This is a genomic window from Hydrotalea sp. (assembly GCA_030054115.1).
Lineage (GTDB): Bacteria > Pseudomonadota > Alphaproteobacteria > JASGCL01 > JASGCL01 > JASGCL01.
Map to the genome: position 1 here is coordinate 1 of JASGCL010000001.1, position 25,000 is coordinate 25,000.

At 46.9% G+C, this 25,000-nt stretch carries 24 protein-coding genes, 1 tRNA gene and 1 other RNA gene; 12 read left to right on the forward strand and 14 right to left on the reverse strand.

From position 1 onward, the window contains the following. The first annotated feature begins 104 nt into the window (after window positions 1-104). Window positions 105-638 carry a hypothetical protein gene (locus tag QM529_00005; GenBank protein MDI9313052.1) on the forward strand — a complete coding sequence of 178 codons (534 nt, stop codon included), beginning with the start codon at window positions 105-107 and terminating at the stop codon, window positions 636-638. Further along, window positions 628-792, forward strand: a complete 165-nt coding sequence (locus QM529_00010) for a hypothetical protein (protein ID MDI9313053.1) — start codon at window positions 628-630, stop codon at window positions 790-792. Before QM529_00005 ends, QM529_00010 begins: the two co-directional genes overlap by 11 nt. Window positions 793-850: 58 nt before the next feature. Here QM529_00010 and QM529_00015 read toward each other — a convergent pair. The 4 genes from QM529_00015 to betC form a co-directional block, all read right to left on the reverse strand. Next, window positions 851-926 (reverse strand) — tRNA-Trp (locus QM529_00015). A gap of 328 nt (window positions 927-1,254) precedes the next feature. After that, a complete protein-coding gene (tuf, locus tag QM529_00020) occupies window positions 1,255-2,445 on the reverse strand; it encodes an elongation factor Tu (GenBank protein MDI9313054.1) in 1,191 nt (396 codons plus the stop codon). Between the two features lie 205 nt (window positions 2,446-2,650). Then, a complete protein-coding gene (locus tag QM529_00025) occupies window positions 2,651-3,067 on the reverse strand; it encodes a hypothetical protein (protein ID MDI9313055.1) in 417 nt (138 codons plus the stop codon). A 61-nt stretch (window positions 3,068-3,128) separates the two neighbouring features. Next, window positions 3,129-4,700, reverse strand: a complete 1,572-nt coding sequence (betC, locus tag QM529_00030; GenBank protein MDI9313056.1) for a choline-sulfatase — start codon at window positions 4,698-4,700, stop codon at window positions 3,129-3,131. A 202-nt stretch (window positions 4,701-4,902) separates the two neighbouring features. Here betC and QM529_00035 point away from each other — a divergent pair, with 202 nt between their 5' ends. The 5 genes from QM529_00035 (at window position 4,903) to QM529_00055 (ending at window position 11,468) form a co-directional block, all read left to right on the forward strand. Next, the gene (locus QM529_00035; protein MDI9313057.1) at window positions 4,903-6,579 is read left to right on the forward strand and encodes a site-specific DNA-methyltransferase; all 1,677 of its coding nucleotides are present in this window, start codon (window positions 4,903-4,905) and stop codon (window positions 6,577-6,579) included. Window positions 6,580-6,584: 5 nt separating this feature from the next. After that, a complete protein-coding gene (locus QM529_00040; GenBank protein ID MDI9313058.1) occupies window positions 6,585-9,143 on the forward strand; it encodes a DEAD/DEAH box helicase family protein in 2,559 nt (852 codons plus the stop codon). Between the two features lie 138 nt (window positions 9,144-9,281). Beyond that, complete coding sequence (locus tag QM529_00045) at window positions 9,282-9,962, forward strand: phosphatidylserine decarboxylase (protein ID MDI9313059.1); 681 nt, start codon at window positions 9,282-9,284, stop codon at window positions 9,960-9,962. A 36-nt stretch (window positions 9,963-9,998) separates the two neighbouring features. After that, window positions 9,999-10,841, forward strand: a complete 843-nt coding sequence (locus QM529_00050) for a phosphatidylcholine/phosphatidylserine synthase (GenBank protein ID MDI9313060.1) — start codon at window positions 9,999-10,001, stop codon at window positions 10,839-10,841. 15 nt (window positions 10,842-10,856) lie between these two features. Continuing rightward, entirely contained in the window at window positions 10,857-11,468 is a 612-nt protein-coding gene (locus QM529_00055; protein MDI9313061.1) for a CDP-alcohol phosphatidyltransferase family protein, read from the forward strand. A 20-nt stretch (window positions 11,469-11,488) separates the two neighbouring features. Here the strand turns inward: QM529_00055 and tsaE are convergent, their stop codons facing one another. From tsaE to QM529_00085, 6 genes are all read right to left on the reverse strand, one after another. Next, entirely contained in the window at window positions 11,489-12,046 is a 558-nt protein-coding gene (gene tsaE, locus QM529_00060) for a tRNA (adenosine(37)-N6)-threonylcarbamoyltransferase complex ATPase subunit type 1 TsaE (protein ID MDI9313062.1), read from the reverse strand. A gap of 15 nt (window positions 12,047-12,061) precedes the next feature. Further along, window positions 12,062-13,354, reverse strand: a complete 1,293-nt coding sequence (gene ahcY / locus QM529_00065; protein MDI9313063.1) for an adenosylhomocysteinase — start codon at window positions 13,352-13,354, stop codon at window positions 12,062-12,064. A 61-nt stretch (window positions 13,355-13,415) separates the two neighbouring features. After that, window positions 13,416-14,177 (reverse strand): phosphoribosylanthranilate isomerase, encoded by a 762-nt coding sequence (locus QM529_00070; GenBank protein ID MDI9313064.1) that lies wholly within the window; start codon window positions 14,175-14,177, stop codon window positions 13,416-13,418. Further along, complete coding sequence (gene pyrF, locus QM529_00075) at window positions 14,174-14,869, reverse strand: orotidine-5'-phosphate decarboxylase (protein MDI9313065.1); 696 nt, start codon at window positions 14,867-14,869, stop codon at window positions 14,174-14,176. The genes QM529_00070 and pyrF overlap by 4 nt, the downstream gene beginning before the upstream one ends. After that, window positions 14,870-15,496 (reverse strand): glutathione S-transferase, encoded by a 627-nt coding sequence (locus QM529_00080; GenBank protein ID MDI9313066.1) that lies wholly within the window; start codon window positions 15,494-15,496, stop codon window positions 14,870-14,872. A gap of 1 nt (window position 15,497) precedes the next feature. Next, window positions 15,498-15,878 carry a hypothetical protein gene (locus tag QM529_00085; protein ID MDI9313067.1) on the reverse strand — a complete coding sequence of 127 codons (381 nt, stop codon included), beginning with the start codon at window positions 15,876-15,878 and terminating at the stop codon, window positions 15,498-15,500. Window positions 15,879-16,035: 157 nt separating this feature from the next. On the opposite strand from QM529_00085, the gene QM529_00090 reads away from it, so the two are divergent. Beyond that, window positions 16,036-16,839 carry a trypsin-like serine protease gene (locus tag QM529_00090; protein MDI9313068.1) on the forward strand — a complete coding sequence of 268 codons (804 nt, stop codon included), beginning with the start codon at window positions 16,036-16,038 and terminating at the stop codon, window positions 16,837-16,839. Here the strand turns inward: QM529_00090 and QM529_00095 are convergent. From QM529_00095 to QM529_00110, 4 genes are all read right to left on the reverse strand, one after another. Then, a complete protein-coding gene (locus QM529_00095) occupies window positions 16,829-17,704 on the reverse strand; it encodes a hypothetical protein (protein MDI9313069.1) in 876 nt (291 codons plus the stop codon). The two genes, QM529_00090 and QM529_00095, sit on opposite strands and share 11 nt — an antisense overlap. Beyond that, window positions 17,701-18,828 carry a hypothetical protein gene (locus QM529_00100; GenBank protein ID MDI9313070.1) on the reverse strand — a complete coding sequence of 376 codons (1,128 nt, stop codon included), beginning with the start codon at window positions 18,826-18,828 and terminating at the stop codon, window positions 17,701-17,703. The genes QM529_00095 and QM529_00100 overlap by 4 nt, the downstream gene beginning before the upstream one ends. 3 nt (window positions 18,829-18,831) lie before the next feature. Continuing rightward, on the reverse strand, window positions 18,832-20,598 hold the full coding sequence (locus QM529_00105) for an ATP-binding cassette domain-containing protein (protein MDI9313071.1): 1,767 nt from the start codon (window positions 20,596-20,598) through the stop codon (window positions 18,832-18,834). A gap of 97 nt (window positions 20,599-20,695) precedes the next feature. Then, window positions 20,696-21,349, reverse strand: coding sequence for a hypothetical protein (locus QM529_00110; protein ID MDI9313072.1), 654 nt, complete (start codon window positions 21,347-21,349; stop codon window positions 20,696-20,698). Window positions 21,350-21,536: 187 nt separating this feature from the next. On the opposite strand from QM529_00110, the gene hemW reads away from it, so the two are divergent. From hemW to QM529_00130, 4 genes are all read left to right on the forward strand, one after another. Beyond that, window positions 21,537-22,742 carry a radical SAM family heme chaperone HemW gene (hemW, locus tag QM529_00115; protein ID MDI9313073.1) on the forward strand — a complete coding sequence of 402 codons (1,206 nt, stop codon included), beginning with the start codon at window positions 21,537-21,539 and terminating at the stop codon, window positions 22,740-22,742. A gap of 26 nt (window positions 22,743-22,768) precedes the next feature. Beyond that, window positions 22,769-22,865, forward strand: an RNA gene (ffs, locus tag QM529_00120) — signal recognition particle sRNA small type. Window positions 22,866-22,971: 106 nt separating this feature from the next. After that, window positions 22,972-24,645: a DNA polymerase III subunit gamma/tau gene (dnaX, locus tag QM529_00125; protein ID MDI9313074.1), complete on the forward strand. Its 1,674-nt coding sequence runs from the start codon at window positions 22,972-22,974 to the stop codon at window positions 24,643-24,645. Window positions 24,646-24,649: 4 nt separating this feature from the next. Next, window positions 24,650-24,979, forward strand: a complete 330-nt coding sequence (locus QM529_00130) for a YbaB/EbfC family nucleoid-associated protein (GenBank protein MDI9313075.1) — start codon at window positions 24,650-24,652, stop codon at window positions 24,977-24,979. Window positions 24,980-25,000: the final 21 nt, after the last annotated feature.

The following is a 25,000-nucleotide window of genomic DNA, read 5'->3' on the forward strand; positions in this document are numbered from 1 at the left end:
ACGCCATGCACCGCGCCGTCATCATGTCCACCGCCGCCACCATCACCGCCGACGATGTGACGCTTTTGGCGCGCTAAAATCAATACTATTCAGAATATGTTCTTATGCCAGTAAATAAAAAAAATATTAATACCCTTATCACAATAAAGAGTCATGCTTTAGAAGTTCTTAAAGATGACATCAATGAATTAAAAAGCAGGATAGCTACCGAAACAACCAAATCATATTGGGCATTTGTTTTTACCTTGGGTGCAATATCATTCTTGAAACTTGAATCCATTGCTAAATTATTTTTATTTTATTTGAACAATATAACTTGTTTTAGTGTTCTATATTTCTTTTGCCTATCTTCGCTTATTTATTTAGGTGGAAAACTATTCTTTCTTTCTATTGATAATATCAAAAACTCAAAAATTGAAAAAGGATACCCAAATGTTGCTAATATCTCCAGCGTTACAGAAATTAATCATCTTGAATATGTAAATTTATTATTCACAACATATATTTCTTTTAGAGATGAATTAGAAAAATTATTATCTAAAAAATCAAAAACAGCAAATTACTTATTTGATTTAATAATAAAATTTGCTATATTGCAACTTATAATAACCCTATGGAGCATCATACATGACCAATAATCAAAATAATAATAGTGGCAATAACAACAGTGGCAACAGTGGTGCAAGAAGTCAAGGCACGCCTAGCCAGGGTAGCCAAAGCAACAATGGTGGTAATGCGCAAACACCGATAATAACTCACAGCGTCAGAACCTACGACCGCAAACCGAGGTAACCCCAACCGCCCTCTTCTCAACTACGGCAGTTTGTGCGCGCATTGCGCACATATGTTGTGGCAGGGGCGCAGGGAATCGAACCCGGAACCTTCGGTTTTGGAGACCGACGCTCTACCAATTGAGCTACACCCCTACAATTTGTCGGGTAATAACCGCCTCCGGCGATGATTACCAAACGCTATTTCAACATGTTGCCCCGAAATAAATTCGTGCAACAAAACCCAAGGCGTCCTCGCTTTCCTTAAGGTTACACCATGTCGGTTGATAATCGCAAAGCAACTATCACCAAACACGCTGTTGCTGTAGCAGAACTGCCCCCAAAAAAAAAGCCACCTTGTTAAAAAAACAAGGTGGCTTAATTTTTTTTGCCCTATCGCTGACGCTGCTTGAGGGCAATTTATCTGCCCTATCGCTTACGCTGCTTGAGGGCAGTCTGTGAAATTAAAACAATTTCTTTGGCGTTAGGCAAGAACCTTGCTAACCACGCCCGAACCAACGGTGCGGCCACCTTCACGAATGGCGAAGCGTAAACCTTCATCCATCGCGATTGGCGCAATCAATTCGACCGTCATTTTTGTGTTATCGCCAGGCATAACCATTTCCGTGCCCTTGGCCAATTCGACCGTGCCGGTCACATCGGTTGTGCGGAAATAAAATTGTGGACGATAATTGTTCATAAATGGGGTGTGACGACCGCCTTCATCCTTGGTCAGAATGTAAACTTCACATTCAAACTTGTTGTGCGGTTTAATCGAACCCGTGGCGGCCAAAACCTGACCGCGTTCAACGCCGGTCCGGTCAACGCCGCGCAACAACGCGCCAATGTTGTCGCCCGCTTGACCGCTGTCAAGCAGTTTGCGGAACATTTCAACGCCGGTAACCACGGTTTTGCTGGTGTCGCGCAAGCCGACAATTTCGACTTCCTCGCCCACCTTGACTTGGCCACGTTCAACACGGCCGGTCACGACGGTGCCGCGACCTTCGATAGAAAACACGTCTTCAATCGGCATCAAGAATGGTTTATCAATCGGGCGAGCTGGTTGCGGAATGAATTCATCAACCGCGTCCATCAATTTCAAAATGGCGTTTTTGCCAATTTCGTCATCGCGACCTTCGAGCGCGGCCAAAGCCGAACCCTTAATAATTGGCGTTTTATCGCCAGGAAAGTTATATTTGGTGAGCAAATCACGAATTTCGACCTCAACCAATTCGGCCAATTCGGCGTCATCGACTTGGTCGATTTTGTTCATGAACACCACCAACGCCGGCACGCCGACTTGGCGGGCAAGCAAGATATGTTCGCGGGTTTGTGGCATCGGGCCGTCGGCCGCGCTGACCACCAAAATCGCACCGTCCATTTGCGCGGCACCAGTGATCATGTTTTTCACATAATCGGCGTGGCCCGGGCAATCAACGTGCGCGTAATGGCGTTTGCTGGTTTCGTATTCAACGTGGGCCGTGTTAATGGTAATACCACGTTCTTTTTCTTCTGGTGCTTTGTCGATATCGGCGTAGCCTTTAAATTCGGCTTGACCCATATCCGCAAGAACCTTGGTGATGGCCGCGGTCAAGGTTGTCTTGCCGTGGTCCACGTGTCCGATGGTGCCGATATTACAATGCGGCTTATTTCTTTCAAATTTTGCTTTGGTCATTTTTTTCTCCCTAAGTAAAATTAATTTTTAACAGATAATGATAGTGCACCCAAGCTCCGCCAGCGTTAACCGGTTAAACTTATCTGCACTTGTGAGTTTGTATATCTGGGCGAGCACACATTATCTGCCTATCGAGTTTTTACCCAAGATATAACTATATTCCCCTATGACAAAAATACTATCTTGTCAAGCAATAAAATAGCTTTTAATGTTTTTTGCTTAAGGCATGACCCGCACAGGGCGACACCAACAATAATGGCAACCCCACCCACAAAAACCATGTTGGGTGAATGCCGGGCAACAACACAAAACAATTTATCAAGCCAAAGATAAATAATAAAAACCCTATCGCAATAGACAATGACTGCCCCCGCCCGGATAATTTGCAAGCCACGTAACCACCCGCCATGCCACCAAAAAACCAACCCGCCAGCACCATCAGGAACGCCGTCAGTGGCAACCCATCGGTAAAGGATTTTAACGCCACCATGTCCATTTTATCCATGTCTTGGGGAAAAGGATAAAGCACGTAATTGACAAATTCAAACAATGTCATAACGACAAAGGCCACCAGCAACCCAATAAAGATTGCTACAAACCTATTGTGTAAAATATTTTTCATAACCAAATTTTAGTTAAAAAGGATATTGTTGTCAAACATATTTTATTTGATAAAAAAATCGTTATGGAAATTTTGGCGGGCGGGGAAAGCGCGACAGGGTGTCAAAACTGGTCAGGTCAAGGTGCGACCGCGTGTATTCCACGGTGGCGTCGCGGTGCGGTTGGAAATCCCACGCGTAATAATCGCCCAACCGCAACGACGCGTGAATAATCCGCCGCGCATGTTGATTGGCCAATATCTTTTGCCGCACCGCCTCGACCCCGCCGGCGTCATCCCAATGTTTTTGGGCCAGGGCGCGCATGGTGGTTAATTCCTTTTCATATTTTTTATCGGTTAGGGCGATGGCCTCCTCGCCGCCGTCCTTATCACTGCATAAATATAATAACTCGGGGTCGCTGGGGGCATAGATATATTTCAAATGCCGGCCGCGCACCATCACCATCGGTTCTATCGCCCCCTCGGCGCAATATTCGGTGATGACATAATCGCGGGCGATTTTATTGTCTCTCTTATCGGTCAGCATCGCGGCCAGGCTAACCCCGTCGACCACATCGGCCAGGTCGCCCCTGTAACCGGTAATATCGTTAAAGGTCGGCAGTAAATCAATCAACGACACCGGCTGTTCCACCACCCGATGGCCAAATTTTGTCGGTTGATAAAAAACCAACGGCACTTTCGACGGGTAATCAAGGAAGCTCATTTTATACCACAGGCCGCGCTCGCCCAAAAAATCACCATGGTCGGACGAAAAAACAATCATCGTGTTATCCAACTGGCCATTTTCTTCCAACACCGCCATAATCTGCGCCACGTAATCATCTATCATCGTGACATTGGCGAAGTAGGCGCGACGCGACCGAATAATATCATCGTCGGTAATGTCAACGCGGTCAAGGTCAATCGCCCGTTCCAACCGCAAGGAATGGGGGTCGTTGTCCAACGTTTTGGGTCGCTTGCTGGTGGGCAGGGGAATCTTCACGTCGTTATATTGGTCCCAATATTGTTGCCGCGCGACATAGGGGTCATGGGGGTGAATAAACCCGATGGTCAGCAAAAACGGCCGGGCGGTTTTTTCATCGCGCCGCGCCAATTGATACAACGTGCGTTTGGTGTTGGCCAAAACCTCGTCATCATATTCAAGTTGGTTGGTAATGGCGGCGACGCCCGATTGTTTCACCGACGACATATTGTGATACCACAGGTCGATACGTTCGCGCGGGTGTTGCCAATCGGGCACCCAACCGAAATCGGCCGGGTAACAATCGGTGGTCAGGCGACGCTCGAAACCGTGCAATTGGTCGGGGCCGACAAAATGCATCTTGCCCGCCAAAATTGTTTCATAACCGGCGAGGCGTGCATAATGAGCAAAGGTTGGCTTCAAGGAATGAATCAAGGCCGAATTATCATAACCATGGTGGTTTTTAACATATTGGCCGGTCATCACGCCGTAACGCGATGGCGTGCACAGTGGCGACGAGCAATAGGCATTTTGAAAAACTATACCGCCGGCCAACATCTTATCCAAGGTTGGGGCGATGGTAACCGCGTCCTTATTATAAGCACGCAAGGCCATGGCGGTTAATTGGTCAACCAAAATAAAAACGATATTTGGCTTGTTGGTGGCATTGCTCATTGCATTCTCCTGCTATTATATATGATAGCGCACAATCGCTATTGCGCACGGCATTGCCCCGGTTTTTTTTTAGCAAATCAAGCCCGGCAAAGCAAAAACATTCGGCGGTGATTGCTAAAAAGATAAGGGAAAGACGTTGCAAAAAGTAATAAATCAACCTAAGGCGTATTGCAGATAATAATTAAGGAGGGAGTTGTTATCCATGACTCAGTTGCATTTTAGGGGCAAAGAGTTTGTTTATAACCATCATTTGTCTGTTCCTTATTCGGAATTGAAACCTGATGCAAAAAAATCTGTCATCACAAAGGGTGGGCAACCACGGCTTGACGACAATTTAATAATTCACGGCGATAATTTACGCGCGCTAAAGGCGTTGTTGCCAAGGTATGAAGGCCGCGTGAATTGCATTTACATCGACCCGCCCTATAACACGGGGAACGAGGGCTGGAGTTACAACGATAATGTGAACATGCCATATCTGAAAGATTGGCTAAGCAATAACCCGGTTAATAACGAAGACATGGAACGGCACGAAAAATGGTGTTGCATGATGTGGCCGCGCCTTACCCTGCTTCACCAATTATTGGCCGATGATGGCGCAATATTTATTTCCATCGACGATAACGAAGTGCATCATTTACGCATGATGATGGATGAAATTTTTGGTGAGGGGAATTTTGTAGAGTTGATTGCCATTGCTAGCAATCCTAGAGGCAGAGATTATGGCGGTATAGCAAAAATGCACGATTATGTTCTTGTTTATAAAAAAACACAAAATGCTATATTAAATAATTTACCCGAACCTGATAAAACTTTTCCTTTTAAAGATGAAGATGGAGATTTTGAAACTAGAGAATTAAGGAATAGAAATATAGCTTTTAATATAAATAATCGTCCGAATTTATATTATCCATTTTATATCAATCCTAATTCGCATGATAAAAACAATTTATACAAAATAAGCCTTGAGGCCAAAAAAGGATGGGTTGAAATTTTTCCTAAAGAATCGCAGGGAATTAAAACGGTTTGGAGATGGGGAATAGAAAAATCTAGTAGGTTTATAAATAAAGAAATTGTTGGTAAAAAAATGAAAGAAGAAGGTCAATGGCAAATTGTAGAAAAGTATAGAGAAAAAAGTAAGATGGCTCGTTCAATTTGGAGTGATAAGGAAGTTAATAATGAAAAGGGAACACTTTTATTAAAAGATATTTTTAATAAAAAAATCTTTGACTTTCCTAAACCCGCACAGATGATAAAAAATATAATTCAAATTGCAACCAATAAAAATTCCATCATCCTCGACTCCTTTGCTGGGTCGGGCACCACCGCCCATGCTGTGTTGGCATTGAATAAGGAAAATGGCGGCGACCGCAAATTTATTTTAATCGAATGCGAAGATTACGCCGACAACATAACCGCCGAACGGGTGCGCCGCGTGATAAAGGGCGTGCCCACCGCCAAAAATGAAGAAATAAAAAATGGCTTGGGCGGCGAATTTACATTTTGCGAATTAAGCAATCCGATAGATTTTGATAGCTTGCTGGCCGGCAAAGATTTGCCGTCATATAAAGAATTTGCCGGGCTGGTTTGGAATTTGTTTGCGGCGACTGCCTTTGACGAAAAACAATGCAATGAAAAAGAATTTATTATCGGTGAAAAAGACGGCGAATTGGTTTTTTGTTTTTATAAACCCAATAAAAATTTTTTGTTGTCGCATGAATCCTGCCTTAACACCAATCGCATGGAAGAATTAAGCGCACAGCATCCATCAACCAATATCATGATTTATGCCCCAGCATGTTTTGTGCCGAACGACATGTTAAAAAAACATAATATAAGATTCGCCCCATTACCATTTGCATTGTTTAAATTGGGGTAACCGCCATGTTTGAACATTTTGAATTAAAAGAATATCAAACAAATGCCCTTAATTTGTTTGAACATTATTTGGAAAAATTGGCAACTACCCGCGTTGATTATTTGGAACAGCAGGAGAAATTGGCAAAGGCTGGTGTCAAGGCGACGCTGGACCATGATTGGACCGAAAAAGCATTTAGAGAGGTTTGCAATGAAAAATTCACCGCGCGCAAGGACGCGTTTGGTTTATCCATACCCGCGGTTTGTTATAAAGTGCCGACCGGTGGCGGCAAGACATTGCTGGCGACCCTGTCGGTGATTAAAATTTTTTACCATTATATCAATCAACAAAATGGTTTTGTTTTGTGGATAGTGCCGAACGAAGCAATCTACAGCCAAACATTAAAAACATTAAAAGATAACGAACACCCCTATCGCAAATTTTTAAACCCAGCGTTCCGTGGCAAGGTTAGAATTTTAACCAAGGAAGATAGAATAACCAGACAAATGGTAGATGAAAATTTGTGCATCATGGTGATGATGTTGCAATCAAGCAATCGCGAAACGAAAGAAACTTTAAAAGTTTTCAAGGCGCGGGGTGATTATCATGGATTCTTCCCGCTTGAAAGCGATTATCAGGCCAACAAATCGTTGTTAGAAAAAATACCAAACTTAGATATTCATGGTAGCAATTTTATACCGATAATCAAAAATTCATTGGGTAATATGTTGCGCATGATAAGGCCGGTTATCGTGATGGACGAACAGCATAAGGCAACATCTATCAAGGCGACAAAAACATTGGAAACATTTAACCCAAAATTTATTTTGGAATTATCCGCCACGCCCCAAGATTATAAATTTGAAAACGGCGCGACGCAATCGCCAAATGAATTGGTTAAAATCACCGGTAGCCAATTATTGCGCGAGGGCATGATTAAAATTCCTATCAATGTTAAAGTGAGCAACGATGAGAAATGGCAAGATATTTTACGGCAATCGCTTGATAAATTAAATGATTTGGCAGAAAAATCGAAACAACATTTTGCCGATACCAGTCGGATTATCCGACCAATAATGTTGGTGCAGGTCGAGCGCACCGGTGCAGACCAACGCGATGGCAAAGTGATTCATGCCGAGGATGCGAAAGAACAGCTATTGAAATTGGGATTAAAAGAGAACGAAATTAAAATAAAATCTGCCAATAATAATGAATTGGAAAACATCGACCTGTTGGCGGCGAATTGCGCGGTGCGTGCCATCATTACAAAATCGGCATTGCAGGAAGGGTGGGATTGCCCATTTGCCTATATTTTGGTTAGTTTATCATCGAGCAAAAGCCTGACCGCCATTACGCAATTATTGGGGCGGGTGTTGCGCCAACCCCATGCGACAAAATCAAAAGTTGAAGAATTAAATCAAAGTTATGTTTTTTGCTTACATAAAGAAACCAACGACCTTATCAAAAAAATAAAATCATCGCTGGAAAATGAGGGGCTGGGTGATGTTGCCTATCAAATAAATGTAGCGAATGATGATGATAATTCGTTGCTGGAATATATTACAATCAAAAGACGCGATAAATTTAAAAATACAAAAATTGTTTTACCAAATGTTGTTTGGACGGGCGATAAAGAACCGCGTGCATTGCAATATGAATCTGACATTTTAGCATATATCGATTGGCTAAAAATTGACATGCAGGAAATTGCTAATTTTATTTCGCCTTACAATTCGCAAGCTCAAAATTATACGATTTCTTTTGGTAATGATTTACTTAAGAATGATACGATAGAGGGCAGGTTGAAAGCAGAAGAATTAAAAAAGGATTTTATAATTTCTGATGCGGTGCGCGCCATCAATGACATTATTTTGAATCCATGGGTAGGTTATGAATTGGTCAAGAATTTACAAATCGCCTTATTAAAAAAATGGACAAGGGAACAAATTGACACGCAATATTTTAATATCATCAAACAATTTAGAACATCACTGATTAAAAAATCTGATGAACAAGCAGAAATATATTTCAAAGAAAATCTAAAAAATGGAAAAATAACTTTTCATTTGCGAAGTGATGATTTGCTTGGTTGGAGCATGCCCTATGCAATAAAATCTAAAAAAGATGGAAAGTTAATTTTAAGAAATGATTCTAAGCCGGTGCAAAATAGTTTGTTCGACAATCCAATTTTTGATGATGGGTTTAATGATGCTGAAGAAGCCGTTGCCGTTATGTTAGATGAGCAAGTTAACTGGTGGTTTAGAAATTGCGTTGAAGATGGGCATTATCATTTGCAAGGGTGGCGAAAGGAACGAGTCTATCCTGATTTTATATTTTTTCTTAATAGCGCAAGAAATGAAATTTGTGTGTGGGAAGGCAAGGGTAATCATTTGGCAGGAAATGAAGATACGGAGTATAAGACAAAACTTATGGAAATGGTTAGCACCAATTTTTCTTTTGAGAGAGTATCATCAATAGGAAAGCTTGATATTGATAGCAGTAACGGCAATAAAGTTTCTTGTAAGATGGTTCTTTATAGCAATTTTGAAAAAACACTAAATAATTACGCGCCATCGCCTCTATAAAAAAATCTGGGAGCGGCTAAGGGCATGAGCGCGCTGATTGTTTTGTCAGATAAAAGATAATTAACAAAAAACACCACAAATGCTTGACTATTTTTTGAAAAAAACCTAACGATTTGTCTCAATCAAGTTGTTATTATCATGCGAAAAAAATCTGGCGGCATCACCGATATCATTGTTCCCATCCACCCGGCGGGTTGGCCGTTTATTATTTTGTTTGCGGCGGTGGCGTTGGGTTCGGCATTCTTAACGCCGTGGTTGCTTATTATCACCATCCCCCTGACATTATGGTGTATTTATTTTTTTCGCGATCCCGACCGCGTGCCGCCAGCCGATAAAAATTGCATCATCAGCCCGGCCGACGGCGTGGTGCAAACCGTGGCGATAAAACCCCTGCCCCGCGAATTGCGCGCCATCGCCGGTGCGAAATCCTACACCCGCGTCAGTATTTTTATGAATGTGTTTAATGTCCATGTTAACCGCATGCCATGCGCCGCGACGGTGGTGTTGAACCATTACCACAAGGGGCAGTTTTTAAATGCATCATTTGATAAAGCCAGCGATTTAAACGAACGGCAATCGCTGTGGTTAAAAACCAGCCACAACACCAACATCGGGTTGGTGCAGATAGCAGGGTTGGTGGCGCGGCGTATTTTGTGCAACGCGGCGGCGGGCAGTAAATGGCCGGCGGCGCAACGTTTCGGCATGATAAGGTTTGGCTCGCGGGTCGATGTGTTTTTGCCCGCCAATTATCGGGTGTTGGTCGCGGTTGGGCAAACCGCCGTGGCCGGCGAAACCCGCTTGGCAGAACTAAAAAAATAGTCTATAGCAAATATAACAGCTTGGAGGGGATTCCCAATGAAAAAAGTAACGAAAAAAATGGCGATGAAAAAATCAACAAAATCAACAACAAAAAAATCAGCTGGCAAGCAAAGGCTTGGCCAACAAACCAAAAAGAATTATCAAACATTTTTTCAACATTTTTATTGGCCGATTATCATCCCCAGCCTGCTTACCCTGTCGGCAATTTGTTTGGGCCTGTCGGCGATTCGCGCCGTGTCGGTCGACAGCGATTACGCGGTTGCCATTTTGTTTATTGCTGGCGCGGCGTTGTTGGATAATTTGGATGGTTGGGTGGCGCGCAAATTAAACGCCGTGTCGCCGATTGGCGCGCAACTTGATTCGCTGGCCGATTTTTTAAATTTCGCCGTCTCGCCGGCCTTCATCATGTATCAATTTAGCCTTTATGAATTGAAACTATGGGGTTGGGCGACCACCCTGTTGTTTATCGTGGCCGGTGCCTTTCGCTTGGCGCGGTTCAACACCATGGGCGAAACCGGTTCGGCCAAATGGAAAAATTTTTTCCAGGGCGTGCCAACCCCCGCCGCGGCCGGCCTGTGCCTGACGCCGTTGGTGCTGTATCTGGTTGATTCTGACAATTTTGAACTGCCGGCAAATATCATCGCCGTCTGGTTGGTGGTGGTTGCCTTGCTGATGGTCAGCTCGCTTCCCTCCTACTCGACCAAGGGGATAGCCTTAAAAACCAACGGCCAACGTTTGCTTGGCGTTGGGTTGTTGCTGGTTGTCGCGGCCGCGTTCTATCATTACCAATGGATGGCGTTGCTCGGTATTCTCGCCCTTTATATCCTGTCGTTGTTTGTGTCGCCGGTGCATTTTTTTATACTTAGCCGCAAAAAATAAATCTTCCAAATCATTATGCTTGATCGGTTGGCCAGAAACCTGTTGGATCCGGTGTTGTTACGCCTCGCCAAGGTTTTAAAAAAAATCCACCTCAACGCCAACCAACTCTCGTTGCTTGGGTTTTTGCTGAACCTGCCGTTGCTTATCGCCTTATCGCGTGGCGATTTTTATTGGGCGATGGTTTTTATCTTGCTCAACCGCTTGACCGACGGGCTCGATGGTCTACTGGCGCGGTTATCGGGAAAGAAAAATGCCCTCGGCGGTTTTATCGACATCAGCAACGATTATGTTTTTTACGGGCTGGTGCCGGTTGGGTTTGCGTTATTCGCCCCCGACCAAAACGCCATGGCGAGCACGATATTATTATTTGGTTTTTTAATGACGGCCGTTTCATTTTTGGCCGCCGCCACGGTGCACGAAAAATTGGCAAGCAAAAAAAATTCGTTCCAAGCCAGCAAAGGTTTTTTTTATAGTTTCGGCATTATGGAGGGCACCGAAACCATCGGGTTTTTCCTTCTCGCCTGCGCCCTGCCGCAATATTATTCCATCATGGCTTTGCTGGCGGCGGGGGTTTGTGCCCTAACCGCCCTTGCGCGTTTCATCGGCCTGGCGCGGCTGGTGCGGTGATAAAATCGGATATTTTTGTTTTAGATTTTCGCTTCATGCGCCTGATAAATCTTATCGCGCAAACCATCCTGCAAAAAATTTTCATAAAACACACCCTGCGGCGCAAGGGTAATGGTGCGTCGCTCAAGCATATTGATTGGCGATTCGCCCCGATTACCGGCGGCCTGTTCGATGGTTACCCGCAAATAATCGCGCGGCCACCAACCGGCAATTTTTTCTGGCCATTCGATAACCGCCTGATGGTCGCGATAATAATCAAACAGGTTTAATTCTTCGGCCTCGGTTTCGTTTTTCAAGCGATAAAAATCGCCATGCAGAATCTTCACGCCATTTTTTTCATAGATATTGATAAGCGAAAAGGTCGGGCTGGTCACGCGAATGTTATTTTCTGCGCCAAGCCACGTCGCCACCACCTGCTTGATAAAATGGGTTTTCCCCGCCCCCAAATCACCGGCAAACAATAGCGCGAGTGGCGCCGAATCATGCGCCGCGTTTTTTGCGCGCCACAAATCTGCCGCCAATTGCTTGGCAAACCCCATGGTATCATTATAGTCGGTAAAAGAAAAAACGCGCGCCAAATGCTATGCAACAATTTAATAACGATAATGGTCTTTTTTAAACGGCCCGCGTTCCTTAACCCCGATATAATCGGCCTGTGCCTTGCTCAGGGTGGTTAATTGCGCGCCAAGTTTCCCCAGGTGCAACATCGCAACCTTTTCGTCCAATTCCTTGGGCAGAACATAAACTTTCTTTTCATAATTTTTGTTGTTGTTCCACAGTTCGATTTGCCCCAGCACTTGGTTGCTGAAACTGGCCGACATAACAAAACTCGGGTGGCCCATGGCGCAACCCAAATTGACCAAACGCCCCTCGGCCAGGACAATAATTTTTTTGCCGTCCGACATTTCGACTTCGTCGACCTGCGGCTTGATATTATGCCATTTAAAATTGCGCAGTTGGTTGATTTGAATCTCGCTATCAAAATGCCCGATGTTGCAAACAATCGCGCGGTGTTTCATTTGGCGCATATGGTCGAGCGTGATGACGTCGATGTTACCGGTGGCGGTGACAAAAATATCGGCGCGCGGCGCGGCGTTATCCATGGTAACAACCTCGTAACCCTCCATCGATGCCTGCAGGGCGCATATCGGGTCAACTTCGGCCACCAGCACGCGGCAACCGGCCTGGCGCAACGACGCGGCCGAGCCCTTACCCACATCGCCATAGCCACAAACCATCGCGACCTTACCCGCCATCATGACGTCGGTCGCACGGCGAATGGCGTCAACCAAGCTTTCGCGGCAACCATAAAGGTTATCGAATTTCGATTTGGTAACCGAATCGTTCACGTTAATCGCCGGCGTCATCAATTTGCCGGCCTTGGCCATGTCGTATAACCGCAGAACGCCGGTGGTGGTTTCCTCGGTGATGCCCTTCACCTCTTTCAAAATTGGGTGGTATGTTGCATCCTCGTGCATGATTTGCGTTAAATCACCGCCGTCGTCCAATATCATATTGCATTGCCAGCCGTCGGGGCCGGTGATGGTTTGTTTAATAGCCCACCAGAATTCTTCTTCACTCATCCCCTTCCACGCGAATACCGGCACGCCCATTTTTGCCATGGCGGCCGCGGCGTGGTCTTGGGTGGAAAAAATATTGCAAGACGACCAGCGCACCGACGCGCCCAAATCGATAAGGGTTTCGATTAGCACCGCGGTTTGAATCGTCATATGCAAGCAACCGGCGATTTTCGCACCCTTCAAAGGTTTTGATTTGCTATATTCGGCACGCAGTGCCATCAGCCCGGGCATTTCGCCATGGGCAATGTCGATTTCCTTCATGCCCCATTCGGCAAGGGAGATGTCTTTTACTTTATAATCAGTCATGTTATTGGCTTAACAATTTTTTTTCTTTTTAGCAATTCTTATTTACATTTTTTTAAGAACTTCAGGCTTGATTGGCCTTGCCTGCCGCCTTGCCGACTGCGTTGCCAGCCAGATTGCTGGCGCGGTTGACCGCCAGGCAGAATTTTTTTATTTTGGCCGGCGATTTTTTCCCCAAAGATTCCTCGACGCCGGTGGAAACATCGACCGCGAAAAATTGCGGCGCGAATTGTTGCACCTGGGCCACCGCCAACCCAACATTATCGGGTGTTAAACCGCCCGCCAAAAAAAACGGCAATGAGGCATTATAATGGGCAAGCAACGACCAATCAAACACCCGCCCCAACCCGCCATGGCGTGAATCGTGGTTTGCATCGGCGGGCGTTTTTTTATCGCCGGCGGTATTATTATCCAATAGATTTTTATTTGGTTTGGCGTCGAATAAAAAATAATCCACCGCCGGGGTATAATCCTCAAGGCGCGCGAAATCATCGGCGGTTGCTATCGGCATGGCCTTGATAATTTTTTTTCCCGTCTGATTTTTAATCGCGGCGCACAAATCGGCCGGCTCATCACCATGCAATTGCAGGGCATAGGGGTTTAATTCACGGGCGAGGTATGTCGCCTCATCCAGTGCCGGGTTAACCAACAACAACACCGATTTTATTTTTTTGCCGGCCACCGCCAGCAAATGGTTGGCGACGTCGATATCAATATGGCGCGGTGATTCCTCGGCCATCACCATGCCAAAAAAATCGGCACCGGCATCGATGGCGGCACTAAGCCCAGCCTCATCCTTTAATCCGCAAATTTTTATTTTTGTCATAATGCCCGGTTATTAATCTGTTGCAAGGTTGCCATCGGGTTATCGCTGGCGCGAAGCCCGCGCCCCATCACCAAATAATCCGCGCCGGCGGCGATGGCATCATGCGGCGTCATGATGCGTTTTTGGTCGGCCGCATTTGCAACCTCGATTCTTATGCCTGGGCACATCAGAATAAAATCTTGGCCGAGGGTTTTTCGCAACATGGCGGCCTCTCCCCCGCCACACACCACGCCGTCGGCACCCGATTGTTTGGCCAATGCGGCGAGCGATAAAATATAATCGTCCGATTTTTTATCGACCGATAATTGCGCCAGGTCGCCATCGTCCAAACTGGTCAGCATTGTCACCGCCAGCAATTTTGTTTTTTGGCCAGCGTTTGTGATTGCCCGCTTGGCGGCGGTTATCATCGCCGGCCCGCCGCTGGCATGGATAGTCATAAATTTGGGCGACAGGGGTAACACCGCCGCCACCGCCTGTTCGACCGTGTTTGGAATATCGTGAAATTTTAGGTCGAGGAACAATGCCAAGGACGGAAATTGTTTCATCACCGCCACAACGCCGCCCGCGCCATTGGTCATGAAAAATTCTAATCCCAATTTTATCCCCGCTAAACCCGCCTGCAATGGGGTTATCATTGCCATCGCCTTATCAACTTGGTCGGTATCAACCGCCAAAAAAACTTTCTTATCCATCTACTTTTGTTTTTCCAAAATCTCTTGGCTGATTTTTAACGCCCGATGTTTGGCATCGCGCGCAAAACATTTGGCAATGTATTTTTCAAACAGCTCGGTTTTTTGCACCATGCCCCACATCATGACCCAGTTGAGGGTGCTGGCCACCGCGACATCGGCCAGGGTAAAATTTTTGCCGGCGATGTAATCGTTGTTTTCTAAGGTTGCGGTTAACAGGGCGACAAAATCGGCCAAGGGCGGCCAGCCAGATTGCGACGCCGATTCGGCGGTGTCGATTTTGCGGTGCGCATCCATCATCGAGGGTTCCATCACCGATGGCAACAAAAACAACCAACGAAAATAACTGCCGCGTTCTTTATCGCCAACTTTTGGCGCAAGGTTTTTGGCCGCAAATTCATCGCCCAAATAAGCCAATATCGCCGCGCTTTCGGTTATCACCACGCCATCAACCACCAGGGCCGGCACCTTGCCAAATGGGTTTATTTTTAAAAAATCCGGTTTTTTATGTTCCTTTTTCGGCAGGGAATAGGATTTCATTTGATAGGGCGCGCCAAGCTCCTCCAATGCCCAAAGGGTGGTTTCGGCGCGCGATTGCGGCGCGTAATGAAAAATAATTTCTTTTGCCATGTTAATTCTTTAACAGCGCGTAAAGGCCGTAAAAGATAATCAAATAAGCGGGTATGCCGACCATCGCCCATTTTGAAAAATCAAACCCCATCAACAATATCAAAACAACAAAATCCATCGCCAGGTTAATGACAAAGAAACTATTGGCAACCGACGCGGAAAAATCGCCACCCGCCCGCAAGCGCAGGTAAAAAATGGTCGTCGCAATCACCAACACAATAATAGCAATGATGTGAAGCATATTATCGGCAAGGGCGGTTTCTTTGTCAGCAATTCCCATGACCCGCATGTAAATGCCGCCGGCAAGAAAGGCCACCGCCCAGGCAACCAGCCCATAGATAAAGCCGAAGAGCGAGAATTGTTCGGTTAAGAATTTTGTCATTTGTTTTATCCTTTCGTAAAATTATTATGTTGTTATGTTGTTGCCCATTATTAATAATAAAAGTTTTTCATGGATTTTGCCAGTGCAAATATGGTAATAAAGCATAAAGCGAAATTACAAAAAAAGCAACCATAACAGCAAAAGATATTATACCTTCATGTCTTTTTTTAAATCATTTCCCAAAACACTTGTTTTTTGGCTGGTGATTATCGCCGCCATCGTTTGGCTTTTTCCAAAAACCACCGGCTTAAAATTTTCCAACCTCGATTATCGCCGCTCAACCGGCGCAACCCGCCTGGCGGTCGACCCCGCCCAAGCCCCATGGAACGCGGTCGGCCGATTGTTGGTGCGCAATAGCAAGGGCAAGGGCGATGCTATATGCACCGCGGTGTTGATTGCGCCGAATAAGATTATTACGGCGCGCCATTGCTTTATCAACAAAAGCTTCTTCGGCAATAAACCGGTGGCGGCGGGTGATGTTGCCTTTCAATTGGAACGGGGCGGCAAGCTGGAAACCGTGTCTACCCTGGCGAAAATTTCTTACCCCGATGCTGAATTCCTTGCCAGCCTAAAAGGACAAGGCATGCAAAAAACCGATTACGCCTTCGCCACCCTGACCACGCCGGTCGACGTAAACAAAATGCGCATCACCCTGCCGGCACTTGCCGCGGCCAGCCCGTCCGCCGGCCAAGCATTATCGCAGGCCGGTTATGGCGTGAACCGCGAAAAACTTTATGGCGATGTTTGCGCGGTTATCGCCCTCAGCAATTCCATCGTGCAACATAATTGCCTGATTACATTTGGCGACAGCGGCGGGCCAATTTTTTATCAACAATCCGGGCAATGGTTTTTGGCCGGCATCAATAGCTATTACGAAGAAATCGGCAGGCTGGTGCAACATGCCTTCGCCGTTGGCCCCGAAAATTATTATCGGCCGCTACAGGATTTTATCAATCAATAATCGGGTAGAAAAAACGCCGCCAAGATTTTGGCGCGTGGGCGCGGAAATAATCCTTGCGCGACAACACAAAAACGAACACCAACAACACCACGCCATATAACACGCCGATGGCGACATTGCCGCAAACCGCCGCCGCCGCCAGCAGGCCCACCACCGCCAATAATCGATAGGGCGACCAAGCCGACAAAGCCACCACCACCAGCAACAACCAACCAAGGCCGCTGTTGCTGACCACATCACCGCTGCCCCCCGCCTGGCCCATGACGCTGGGGCTGTGGTGAACCATCACCGACATGCCCATGCCCAGGCCTATCAATGCCATGCCAAGCATGTTGACCAGCAATTGTATTTTTTTTATCGGGTAAAGCGATTGCAAGGCCTGCGGTTCATCGCCCAGGCCGCGAATAATCATGCCCCATTTCATCCGTTGCAGGAAAAACCCGGAAGCCAATAATAATATCATCACCATGTAGGGGGCGGCGTAATGCAAGGCAAAGGGCAAATCGTCGCTACCACTGGCCGATGGCTGGTTACCGGCATTGTTAATAACCCGTTGTATCGCCAGACCGATAAAAAAAACCGCTAGGCCAGATAACACCCAATTGATTTTTATAATAAGCGACAATAAAAAATACAAACCGCCCAACAACATCGCCAACAACATCGCCACCACCAAACCAAAAATTATATTGTCGCCATGCAATAAAAAATAATAAACCACCGCGTTGGTCGATAATATCACCCCCTCGACCCCCCATTGCAATAACCCGACGCGCTGGCACAACAACAGGCCTAGACCCATCAGCCACAGCGGCATCGCCATCGCGATAATGTTCGACCAAAGCAAAAATGCTTGCTCTATCATTTTAATTTCCTTTTCTTTGCCATCGCCTTGGTCGCATCGGGCGACAGGCTTTCTTGCCGCGCGCGTTGCAACATATCGGCCATGTCGATTTCGTAATGATATAAAAAATCAATCAACAGCAATAACAAAAATGCCAAGCAACAGAATATCTCAAAAAAACCTTGGTCGAATATCGCTATACCAAGGTTTTTCAGCGTCGCCACCACCAGCCCAAGCAACAGGCTAATCGCCACCACCCCCAGCGGCGTCATGCGGCCAAGGTAAACCACAATCACCGCCCCCATGGTTAAGACCCACAGCGGCGGCAGGAGGTTATCGCCGCCGGCCTGCAACCCATCCCAATTGTCGAGCAAGGCAACCGCGCCGCCGATACCGACCAATCCGCCACCAACCAACATAATAAACCAATAGATCTTTTTTTCCTGTTGACCGGTTTCGACCATCGCGTGGCGGCCATAACCCATCAATTTTAATTGGAAAAAAATAATATGGTAACGATGCAACAACATCGCCATAACCCCCACCATCAACGCGTAGAAAAAACCATAATGAAAAATACCAAAAAATACATCTGGCAATAACATATTAATGGCCGTCAAGGAATCGTCCAGTGGTTGGTTAGGGTCAATCAATTTTGCCGCCGGCGCGAACAACCACCGCGCCGCAATCACCATAATCGCCGAGCTCAAAATCTCATGCAGGCCGGTTTGACGCCGCAACAGGCCAATCACCAACGCTATCGCCGAACCACCCACCGCTGACGCCAATATTATCGCCGGCAACAACCAAGCATGCGGATAGTCGATAGTGTTTTCAATCACGCCAATCGCCATAATCATGCCGCCGACAAATTGCGCCTCGGCCCCCAAATGATAAATACCGGCGCGAAAAGCCATGACAATCGCCAAGCCGCAAAATATAAATGGTGTGGCGGCGGTCAGCAACAACAGCAAATTTTCTTTATCGGTAAAAACCTGGGCCAGGGCGACAGCCGCCTGGCCAAAGCCGATTTGCCACAAGTCCAGCAAGGCAAAAAACAACAACAGGGCAAGGCCGCAGGCAACCACAACCGGCAACCATTGGCGATCCTTCGACAGGTGATGTTTTTCAATAACGCTTATCATGGCTTACACCAAGGCGCCCCCCTTCGCCGATTTTTTTGACCTGTTCGCCGCGCCGGTGTTATCCACCTGCGCCGCGTAACCCACCATCAGGGATTCGATAAAATCCTTGCTTTGCTCCTTCACTTGGTATGGTGGCGATAATAAACCGTTGGCCAAGACATACACCGTATCGCAAACCGAAAAAATCTCCTCGACATCTTGCGACATGATAATTACCCCGCCGCCTTTTTCCACCAAATCATTGACCAGGCGATGGGTAAAAAGCACCGTGCCGCGATCGCCACCGACGTAGGGTTCGTAAAGAATAAATGTTTCGGGAATGAGACTCAGTTCGCGCCCGAGGACGAATTTGTGCAGGTCGCTTTGTGATAATTCACGAAGCAATTGATGTTGCGGGTGAATCGGCAGGTCGTATTTTTTAATGATATTGTCGGCGATGCCACGAATATAGGTTTTATTGATAATGCCGAATTGCTGCCCCTGCGACCGCGCCGCCATAAGGTTCAACACATTGTCAAACACATCCAAATCCTTAATAACCGCCTGTTGCCGCCAATTTTTGGCAACAAAGCCGATGTGTTTTTTACGCCGCGCCACCACGTCTTTATCGCCAATTGGTTCGACGCCGTGCCATTTTATCATCGCCGGCGCGACCGCAACATCGCCGCGCAGGGTAGAAAATAATTCATCGCCGCCATTGTGCGGCAGGCCGACGATGCCCATCACCTCCCCGGCGTGCAGGGTGAAATTAATATTCGAAAGGTCGGTGCCATGCGCCCCGTGGTAATTTAACCCGTCGACCACCAGCAATTTTTTTTGTGAGTCGATGTAGCTGATGCCGCGCAGTTCTTTTTTTCCATCGTTCAAAATATCGACGATTTGTTTTTTGTTTTTTTTCTTCGGGTCAAAATCCATCACCCAACGGCCTTGCTTTATCAGCGTGACCTCATCGGCAATTTTTAAGCCCTCGTCGATAAAATCGGTGCTGTATAAAATAGCGATCGATTGTTTTTGCCATTGCTTCAGCAGGCGATAAAACTTGCCCTTGCCGTATGATATAATTTGGTTATCAACATTGCCAATCAACATAAGGCTAGGGTTGTTAAACAAACAACGCACGATGTTGGCTTCGAAACGCTCGTTGCTTGTCAATTCGCTGACCGGAATATTGGTGAAAAAATGAAAACCATAAATCGCCATGATGCTGTTGACGCGAAGCAAAATATCGTGCCGTTTGCGATTCAGCGGCAGGTGATAAATTATCGCGATATTTTCGATAAAGGTTGCGTTGGGCAATAACCCTGGCCCGTTATCCAGCAGGGCAACGTGGTCAAGAACCCTATGGGTTGGTGCGCTGGCCGTTGCCCCAGCCGTCGTCTTAGCGTCAATTGGTGATTTGGCGGATTTCCCCGCCGATTTTATATTAGCAGTCTGGGGTGGTGCTTTACCGCCCATTTCCATCAACTTGCCCGATATGGTTTGCATGGTGTTTTGCACCATATGTTTGGCCGAATCCTTGGCGCGGGATAGGCCTTCGACCAGGCGGGGCGTTGCGCCGTCGAGGCTGGTATCTTTATTCTGCCAATAAATTGCCCCGCCATCGAATGGGATTTTGCCCGCCAAAATATGAAGCAAGGCGGTGCGGCTGAAGCCAGTATCGCCAAGCAACACATGGCATTCGCCGGCGTGAACCGTCATGCTGACCGCCGACAATACCCGCCGATAGCCAAAAAATTTATTAATTTTTTCTAATCGCAATAGCTCCGCCATGACAGAATTAGCTAAGCCTATTCGCGATTATTGGCAAGTCAAAAATCATCGCCGCGTTGTTTAGTCAACCAATGGCATTATTCGCAATTATTCCAGATTATCCTCTGGCGTCTTTTTCTTCCTCGGTGTTCCTAACCTGGTTGATAAAGTAGCGCAAAATATCCTTGCTGGCGATAGTTTGCCGTGGGGTTTGACCTGGGGTGATGGTTACTCGTTGCGCCTTTTCTATCATTTTGGTTTTTAAACCATTTTCATTATCCGTCATCTGGGGTTCGCGCTCCAACTTTGGATAATTTACTATGCCATCGCCATTAAGATTAGTACTGTCTTCTAATTTTTTTGCCAGGGTCATGACCTCGACCAAAATAGCAAGAAAATCAAAAGACAATTTATCACACAGGTCGCTCATTGTATCGAGAGTCAGGGAGCTTTTACCCGCCATGGTGCGACTCCAGGTTGGTTGGCTGACGCCAACCGTGCGCAATACCAATTGGAATTTTTGCCTGATAGCTTTGCCGTTTTGACCCGGGGGCGATTTCTGCAAAAGCCTTTGCGTTACCACCTGGCCAAAAATTTGCGACAGAGTGAAGGACACCACCGCGGGTTCGATAAATAACGCGCGATGTGGTATAGGCGACTCATCGCGATTGGTGCTATCATATAAGTTATCCCCTAAATTGTCCCGTGTTTGGTCCCAAGATGCGTCCCGCGCTTCATCCCGGCCCGTAAATGCCACGTCATGGTTTTTCATTGTTGTGTTTCCTTATTAAAAAAGTTTATACTTCCCCAATCCCTTGGTGATAAGTCCGCCCCACAACCCAGCACCCTATCCTATATATTATAATAGGTGTTTATAATAAAAAAAACAACTACAAATGGCAAGAAACTATTAACTACAAAAATCAATAATATAGCATAATCTTCTAAATTACGGCCATATGAAAAAGAAATTTTTTGCCCTTTACATCCACTGGCCCTATTGCCTGCGGCGTTGCCCCTATTGCGATTTTAACGCCCATGTGGCGGCGGATAGCGGCCGTAACCAGGTTATGGCCAATGGCTTGTTGCGTCAATTGCAATCTTACCGCCGCCATGAAAAACTTGGAGGTTACTTCGCGGGCAAAAAAATCAGCAGTGTATTTTTCGGCGGCGGCACGCCATCGCTGATGCCACCCCATCTGGTCGAGGAATTACTAACCACCGCCAAAAATCTATATGGCTTTACCGACGATATCGAAATCACGTTGGAGGCCAACCCCGGCACGCTGGAGGGGGCAAGCATCTTAAAAGATTTCAAATCGGCCGGCGTCAATCGCCTGTCGATGGGGGTGCAATCGCTTTACGATGATGCCTTGCAACGATTGGGGCGGATTCACAATGCGGCGGAGGCAATAAAAATTATCGAAACCCTGCCGTCGATATTTGACCGTTGGTCGTTCGATTTAATTTACAGCCGCCCGGGCCAAACCATGGCGGCGTGGTTGGGGGAGTTGGAATTGGCCCTATCCTTTGCGCCATCGCATCTATCGCTTTATCAATTGACCATCGAACCCGGCACCGATTTTTTTCGCCAAGCCAAGGAAAAAAAACTCATCATGCCGCCCGATGATTTATCGGCCGAGATGTTTGTTACAACCCGCGATGTCATGGCCGCCAATGGTTTGCCCAGTTACGAAATTTCAAACTTCGCACGCGTAAATCAAGCATCGCGCCACAACCTTACCTATTGGCATTATGGCGATTGGTTGGCGGTGGGGCCCGGCGGAGAGGGCAGGTTAACCCTGCCCCAACCAGATGAGCAAAATAACGGCGGCAATAATACCCACCAGCAAAAATTTGCGACCAAAAATTTTCGCCTGCCCGATAAATGGGCGACGCAAGTTGTAACCGACAACATCGGCATCGAATCCTTCACCGCGATAGAGCCGGCCGACGCGGTGGTGGAAAAAATAATGATGGGCCTGCGGCTGACCGATGGCATTTCTTTGCCGTCTGACCCGCCAGAAACCTTACCCGAAAACTTCGACCAAAAATGGCAAGATTTGGTCGATGATAATTTGGCCGTTCCCGCCGCCAATCACCATTACCGCCTGACCGAGGGTGGTTTATTACGCCTAAACAGCGTTATCAATTACTTGACATAACCGCCAAGCAGTTTTAAATAACAGGGGAAGGGTCGTTTATGGGCGATGGTATTGCATAACCCGATCAGGTCTGAAAAGAAGCAGTCGTAACAATTATTGTCGGGTCATAAATGATCCTTCACTTAACCAGCAAAGCCAAGCCCCCCTCATCTTAATGCTGGGTAAATAAATGGCTTAACAAAAAAAGGGGAGAGAATTTTTATTCCAAAAAAATTTCTAAAAAAGAATAATGTCTGATACATCGCATCTGGTGCTGGCGCGTAAATACCGCCCCAAGGTTTTTGACGAATTAATTGGTCAAGAGCAATTGGTGCGCGTCCTGCGCAATAGTTTTAAAATGAATAAGGTCGCCCATGGTTATATTTTAACCGGCGTGCGCGGCGTTGGCAAAACCACGACGGCGCGGATTATTGCCAAAACCTTAAATTGCGAAAAAAATAAAAACAAGGCCGCCGGCGCACCGATTGAAGACCCGTGCGGCACGTGCGACCAATGTGTCGCCATCGCCGAATATCGTCATGTCGATGTGCAGGAGATGGACGCCGCGTCGAACAACCGCGTTGACGACGTGCGGGCGATTATCGACAGCGTTGGTTACCGGCCGGTGCTGGGGCAATACCGCGTTTATATTTTGGACGAGGCCCACATGATAACCACCCAGGCCTTTAACGCCCTGTTAAAAACATTGGAGGAGCCACCGCCGCATTTGATATTTATTCTTGCCACGACCGAGGTGCAAAAAATCCCCGCCACCATATTATCGCGGTGCGTGCGGTTTGATTTGCGCCGCGTGTCGGTCGAACAATTAACCGCGCATTTCAAATCGATTTTGCAAAAGGAAAATATCACGATGAGCGATTCGGCCATCACCCTTATCGCCCGCGCGGCCGAGGGGTCGGTGCGCGATGGGTTGTCGATGCTCGACCAGGCGATTGCCCTGAACCCGAGCGGCGTGGGCGAGGACGATGTGTTGGCGATGCTCGGGCTTTCGGATATTACAAAAATTTATCACCTGCTCCACCACCTGATGGCGGGCGATGCCCCGTCGGCCATGGCGCAATACCACGACTTGATAACATTGGGCGGCGCGCCGGAAATGATTATCGAACAATTGATGGCGGCGGTGCATGTCATGACCAAAATGGCGTTGGACGAAGATTATAAAAACACCAACGCCATAAGCGAGACCGAAAAAAACTTAAGCTATGATTTGTTAAAAAAATTATCACTGCCAATTATGGCGCGGGTGTGGCAAATGTTATTGCGTGGCTTGGGCGAGGTTCGCGTCGCACCCGACGCCATTACCGCGACCGAAATGCTGTTGATAAGGTTGATGTTGGTCGGCGACGCCCCCACCCCCGACGAATTGATAAAAACCATCAAGGCCAACCCCAATGCGGCGGTTAATAATGCCCCGTCGGTAACGGCATCACCCGAGCCCGCCCCCAGCAACAGCATGGCCAATATGGCGACGGAAAAAAAAACAGCTGAACCGGCGATAACGCAATCGCCGATAGAGAATAACCAAACACAAGATAATTTATCGTTTGAGGATTTGGTGGCGATGGTGGCGCAAAAAAACATGATGCTGGCGACCAACATGCGGTCGAACATCCGCCTTATCGATTATCAATTTCCGGTCGCCGCCAGCAATAGCGGCGGGGTGGTTACATTCGAAAAAATAAATGATGCGTCGGTTGCGCTGGCCGAGGAATTAAAAAAATACCTGAGCAAAACCACCGACAGCATTTGGCAAATCGCGGCGGTGGCGCAACCCGGTATGCCCACGTTGGACGAACGATTATATGAAAAAATTGCCAACAACCAAACCATAAAATTGGCGCGGGAGCTGTTCCCAGCGGCCAAAATTATCGACCCAAAACTTAACATAAATAAAAAATAAAATAATGCTCGGTATAGAAAAATTAATGCAACAGGCCAAGGAGTTGCAAGAAAAAATGGCGACCATGGAAAAAAACATGGCGACATGGCAAGAAACCGGCACCGCCGGCGCGGGGGGCGAGGCGGTTCGCGTCACCCTTGACGGCAAGGGCATGGTTGTGACGGTGGAGATTGACGACGCGCTATTGTCGCCGGCGCAAAAAATTGTGCTGACCGATTTAATAAAAACCGCCACCAACCAGGCATCAGAAAAAATAAAAAAACGGGTCGATGCCGAACGTAGCGAATTATTCGGCAACATTCCCATGCCGCCGGGTTTTAAATTGCCGTTTTAATTTTTTCTAAAATTTTTAACG

Coding starts and splice junctions, on each gene's coding strand:
- QM529_00100 (MDI9313070.1), bottom strand. CDS start 18,828: ATGATAAGCGTTATTGAAAAACATCACCTGTCGAAGGATCGCCAATGG.
- ahcY (MDI9313063.1), bottom strand. CDS start 13,354: ATGACTGATTATAAAGTAAAAGACATCTCCCTTGCCGAATGGGGCATG.
- dnaX (MDI9313074.1), top strand. CDS start 22,972: ATGTCTGATACATCGCATCTGGTGCTGGCGCGTAAATACCGCCCCAAG.
- QM529_00130 (MDI9313075.1), top strand. CDS start 24,650: ATGCTCGGTATAGAAAAATTAATGCAACAGGCCAAGGAGTTGCAAGAA.
- QM529_00070 (MDI9313064.1), bottom strand. CDS start 14,177: ATGACAAAAATAAAAATTTGCGGATTAAAGGATGAGGCTGGGCTTAGT.
- QM529_00080 (MDI9313066.1), bottom strand. CDS start 15,496: ATGGCAAAAGAAATTATTTTTCATTACGCGCCGCAATCGCGCGCCGAA.
- QM529_00010 (MDI9313053.1), top strand. CDS start 628: ATGACCAATAATCAAAATAATAATAGTGGCAATAACAACAGTGGCAAC.
- QM529_00095 (MDI9313069.1), bottom strand. CDS start 17,704: ATGATAGAGCAAGCATTTTTGCTTTGGTCGAACATTATCGCGATGGCG.
- QM529_00025 (MDI9313055.1), bottom strand. CDS start 3,067: ATGAAAAATATTTTACACAATAGGTTTGTAGCAATCTTTATTGGGTTG.
- tuf (MDI9313054.1), bottom strand. CDS start 2,445: ATGACCAAAGCAAAATTTGAAAGAAATAAGCCGCATTGTAATATCGGC.
- QM529_00050 (MDI9313060.1), top strand. CDS start 9,999: ATGAAAAAAGTAACGAAAAAAATGGCGATGAAAAAATCAACAAAATCA.
- pyrF (MDI9313065.1), bottom strand. CDS start 14,869: ATGGATAAGAAAGTTTTTTTGGCGGTTGATACCGACCAAGTTGATAAG.
- QM529_00035 (MDI9313057.1), top strand. CDS start 4,903: ATGACTCAGTTGCATTTTAGGGGCAAAGAGTTTGTTTATAACCATCAT.
- QM529_00110 (MDI9313072.1), bottom strand. CDS start 21,349: ATGAAAAACCATGACGTGGCATTTACGGGCCGGGATGAAGCGCGGGAC.
- hemW (MDI9313073.1), top strand. CDS start 21,537: ATGAAAAAGAAATTTTTTGCCCTTTACATCCACTGGCCCTATTGCCTG.
- QM529_00005 (MDI9313052.1), top strand. CDS start 105: ATGCCAGTAAATAAAAAAAATATTAATACCCTTATCACAATAAAGAGT.
- betC (MDI9313056.1), bottom strand. CDS start 4,700: ATGAGCAATGCCACCAACAAGCCAAATATCGTTTTTATTTTGGTTGAC.
- QM529_00040 (MDI9313058.1), top strand. CDS start 6,585: ATGTTTGAACATTTTGAATTAAAAGAATATCAAACAAATGCCCTTAAT.
- QM529_00105 (MDI9313071.1), bottom strand. CDS start 20,598: ATGGCGGAGCTATTGCGATTAGAAAAAATTAATAAATTTTTTGGCTAT.
- QM529_00085 (MDI9313067.1), bottom strand. CDS start 15,878: ATGACAAAATTCTTAACCGAACAATTCTCGCTCTTCGGCTTTATCTAT.
- QM529_00055 (MDI9313061.1), top strand. CDS start 10,857: ATGCTTGATCGGTTGGCCAGAAACCTGTTGGATCCGGTGTTGTTACGC.
- QM529_00045 (MDI9313059.1), top strand. CDS start 9,282: ATGCGAAAAAAATCTGGCGGCATCACCGATATCATTGTTCCCATCCAC.
- QM529_00090 (MDI9313068.1), top strand. CDS start 16,036: ATGTCTTTTTTTAAATCATTTCCCAAAACACTTGTTTTTTGGCTGGTG.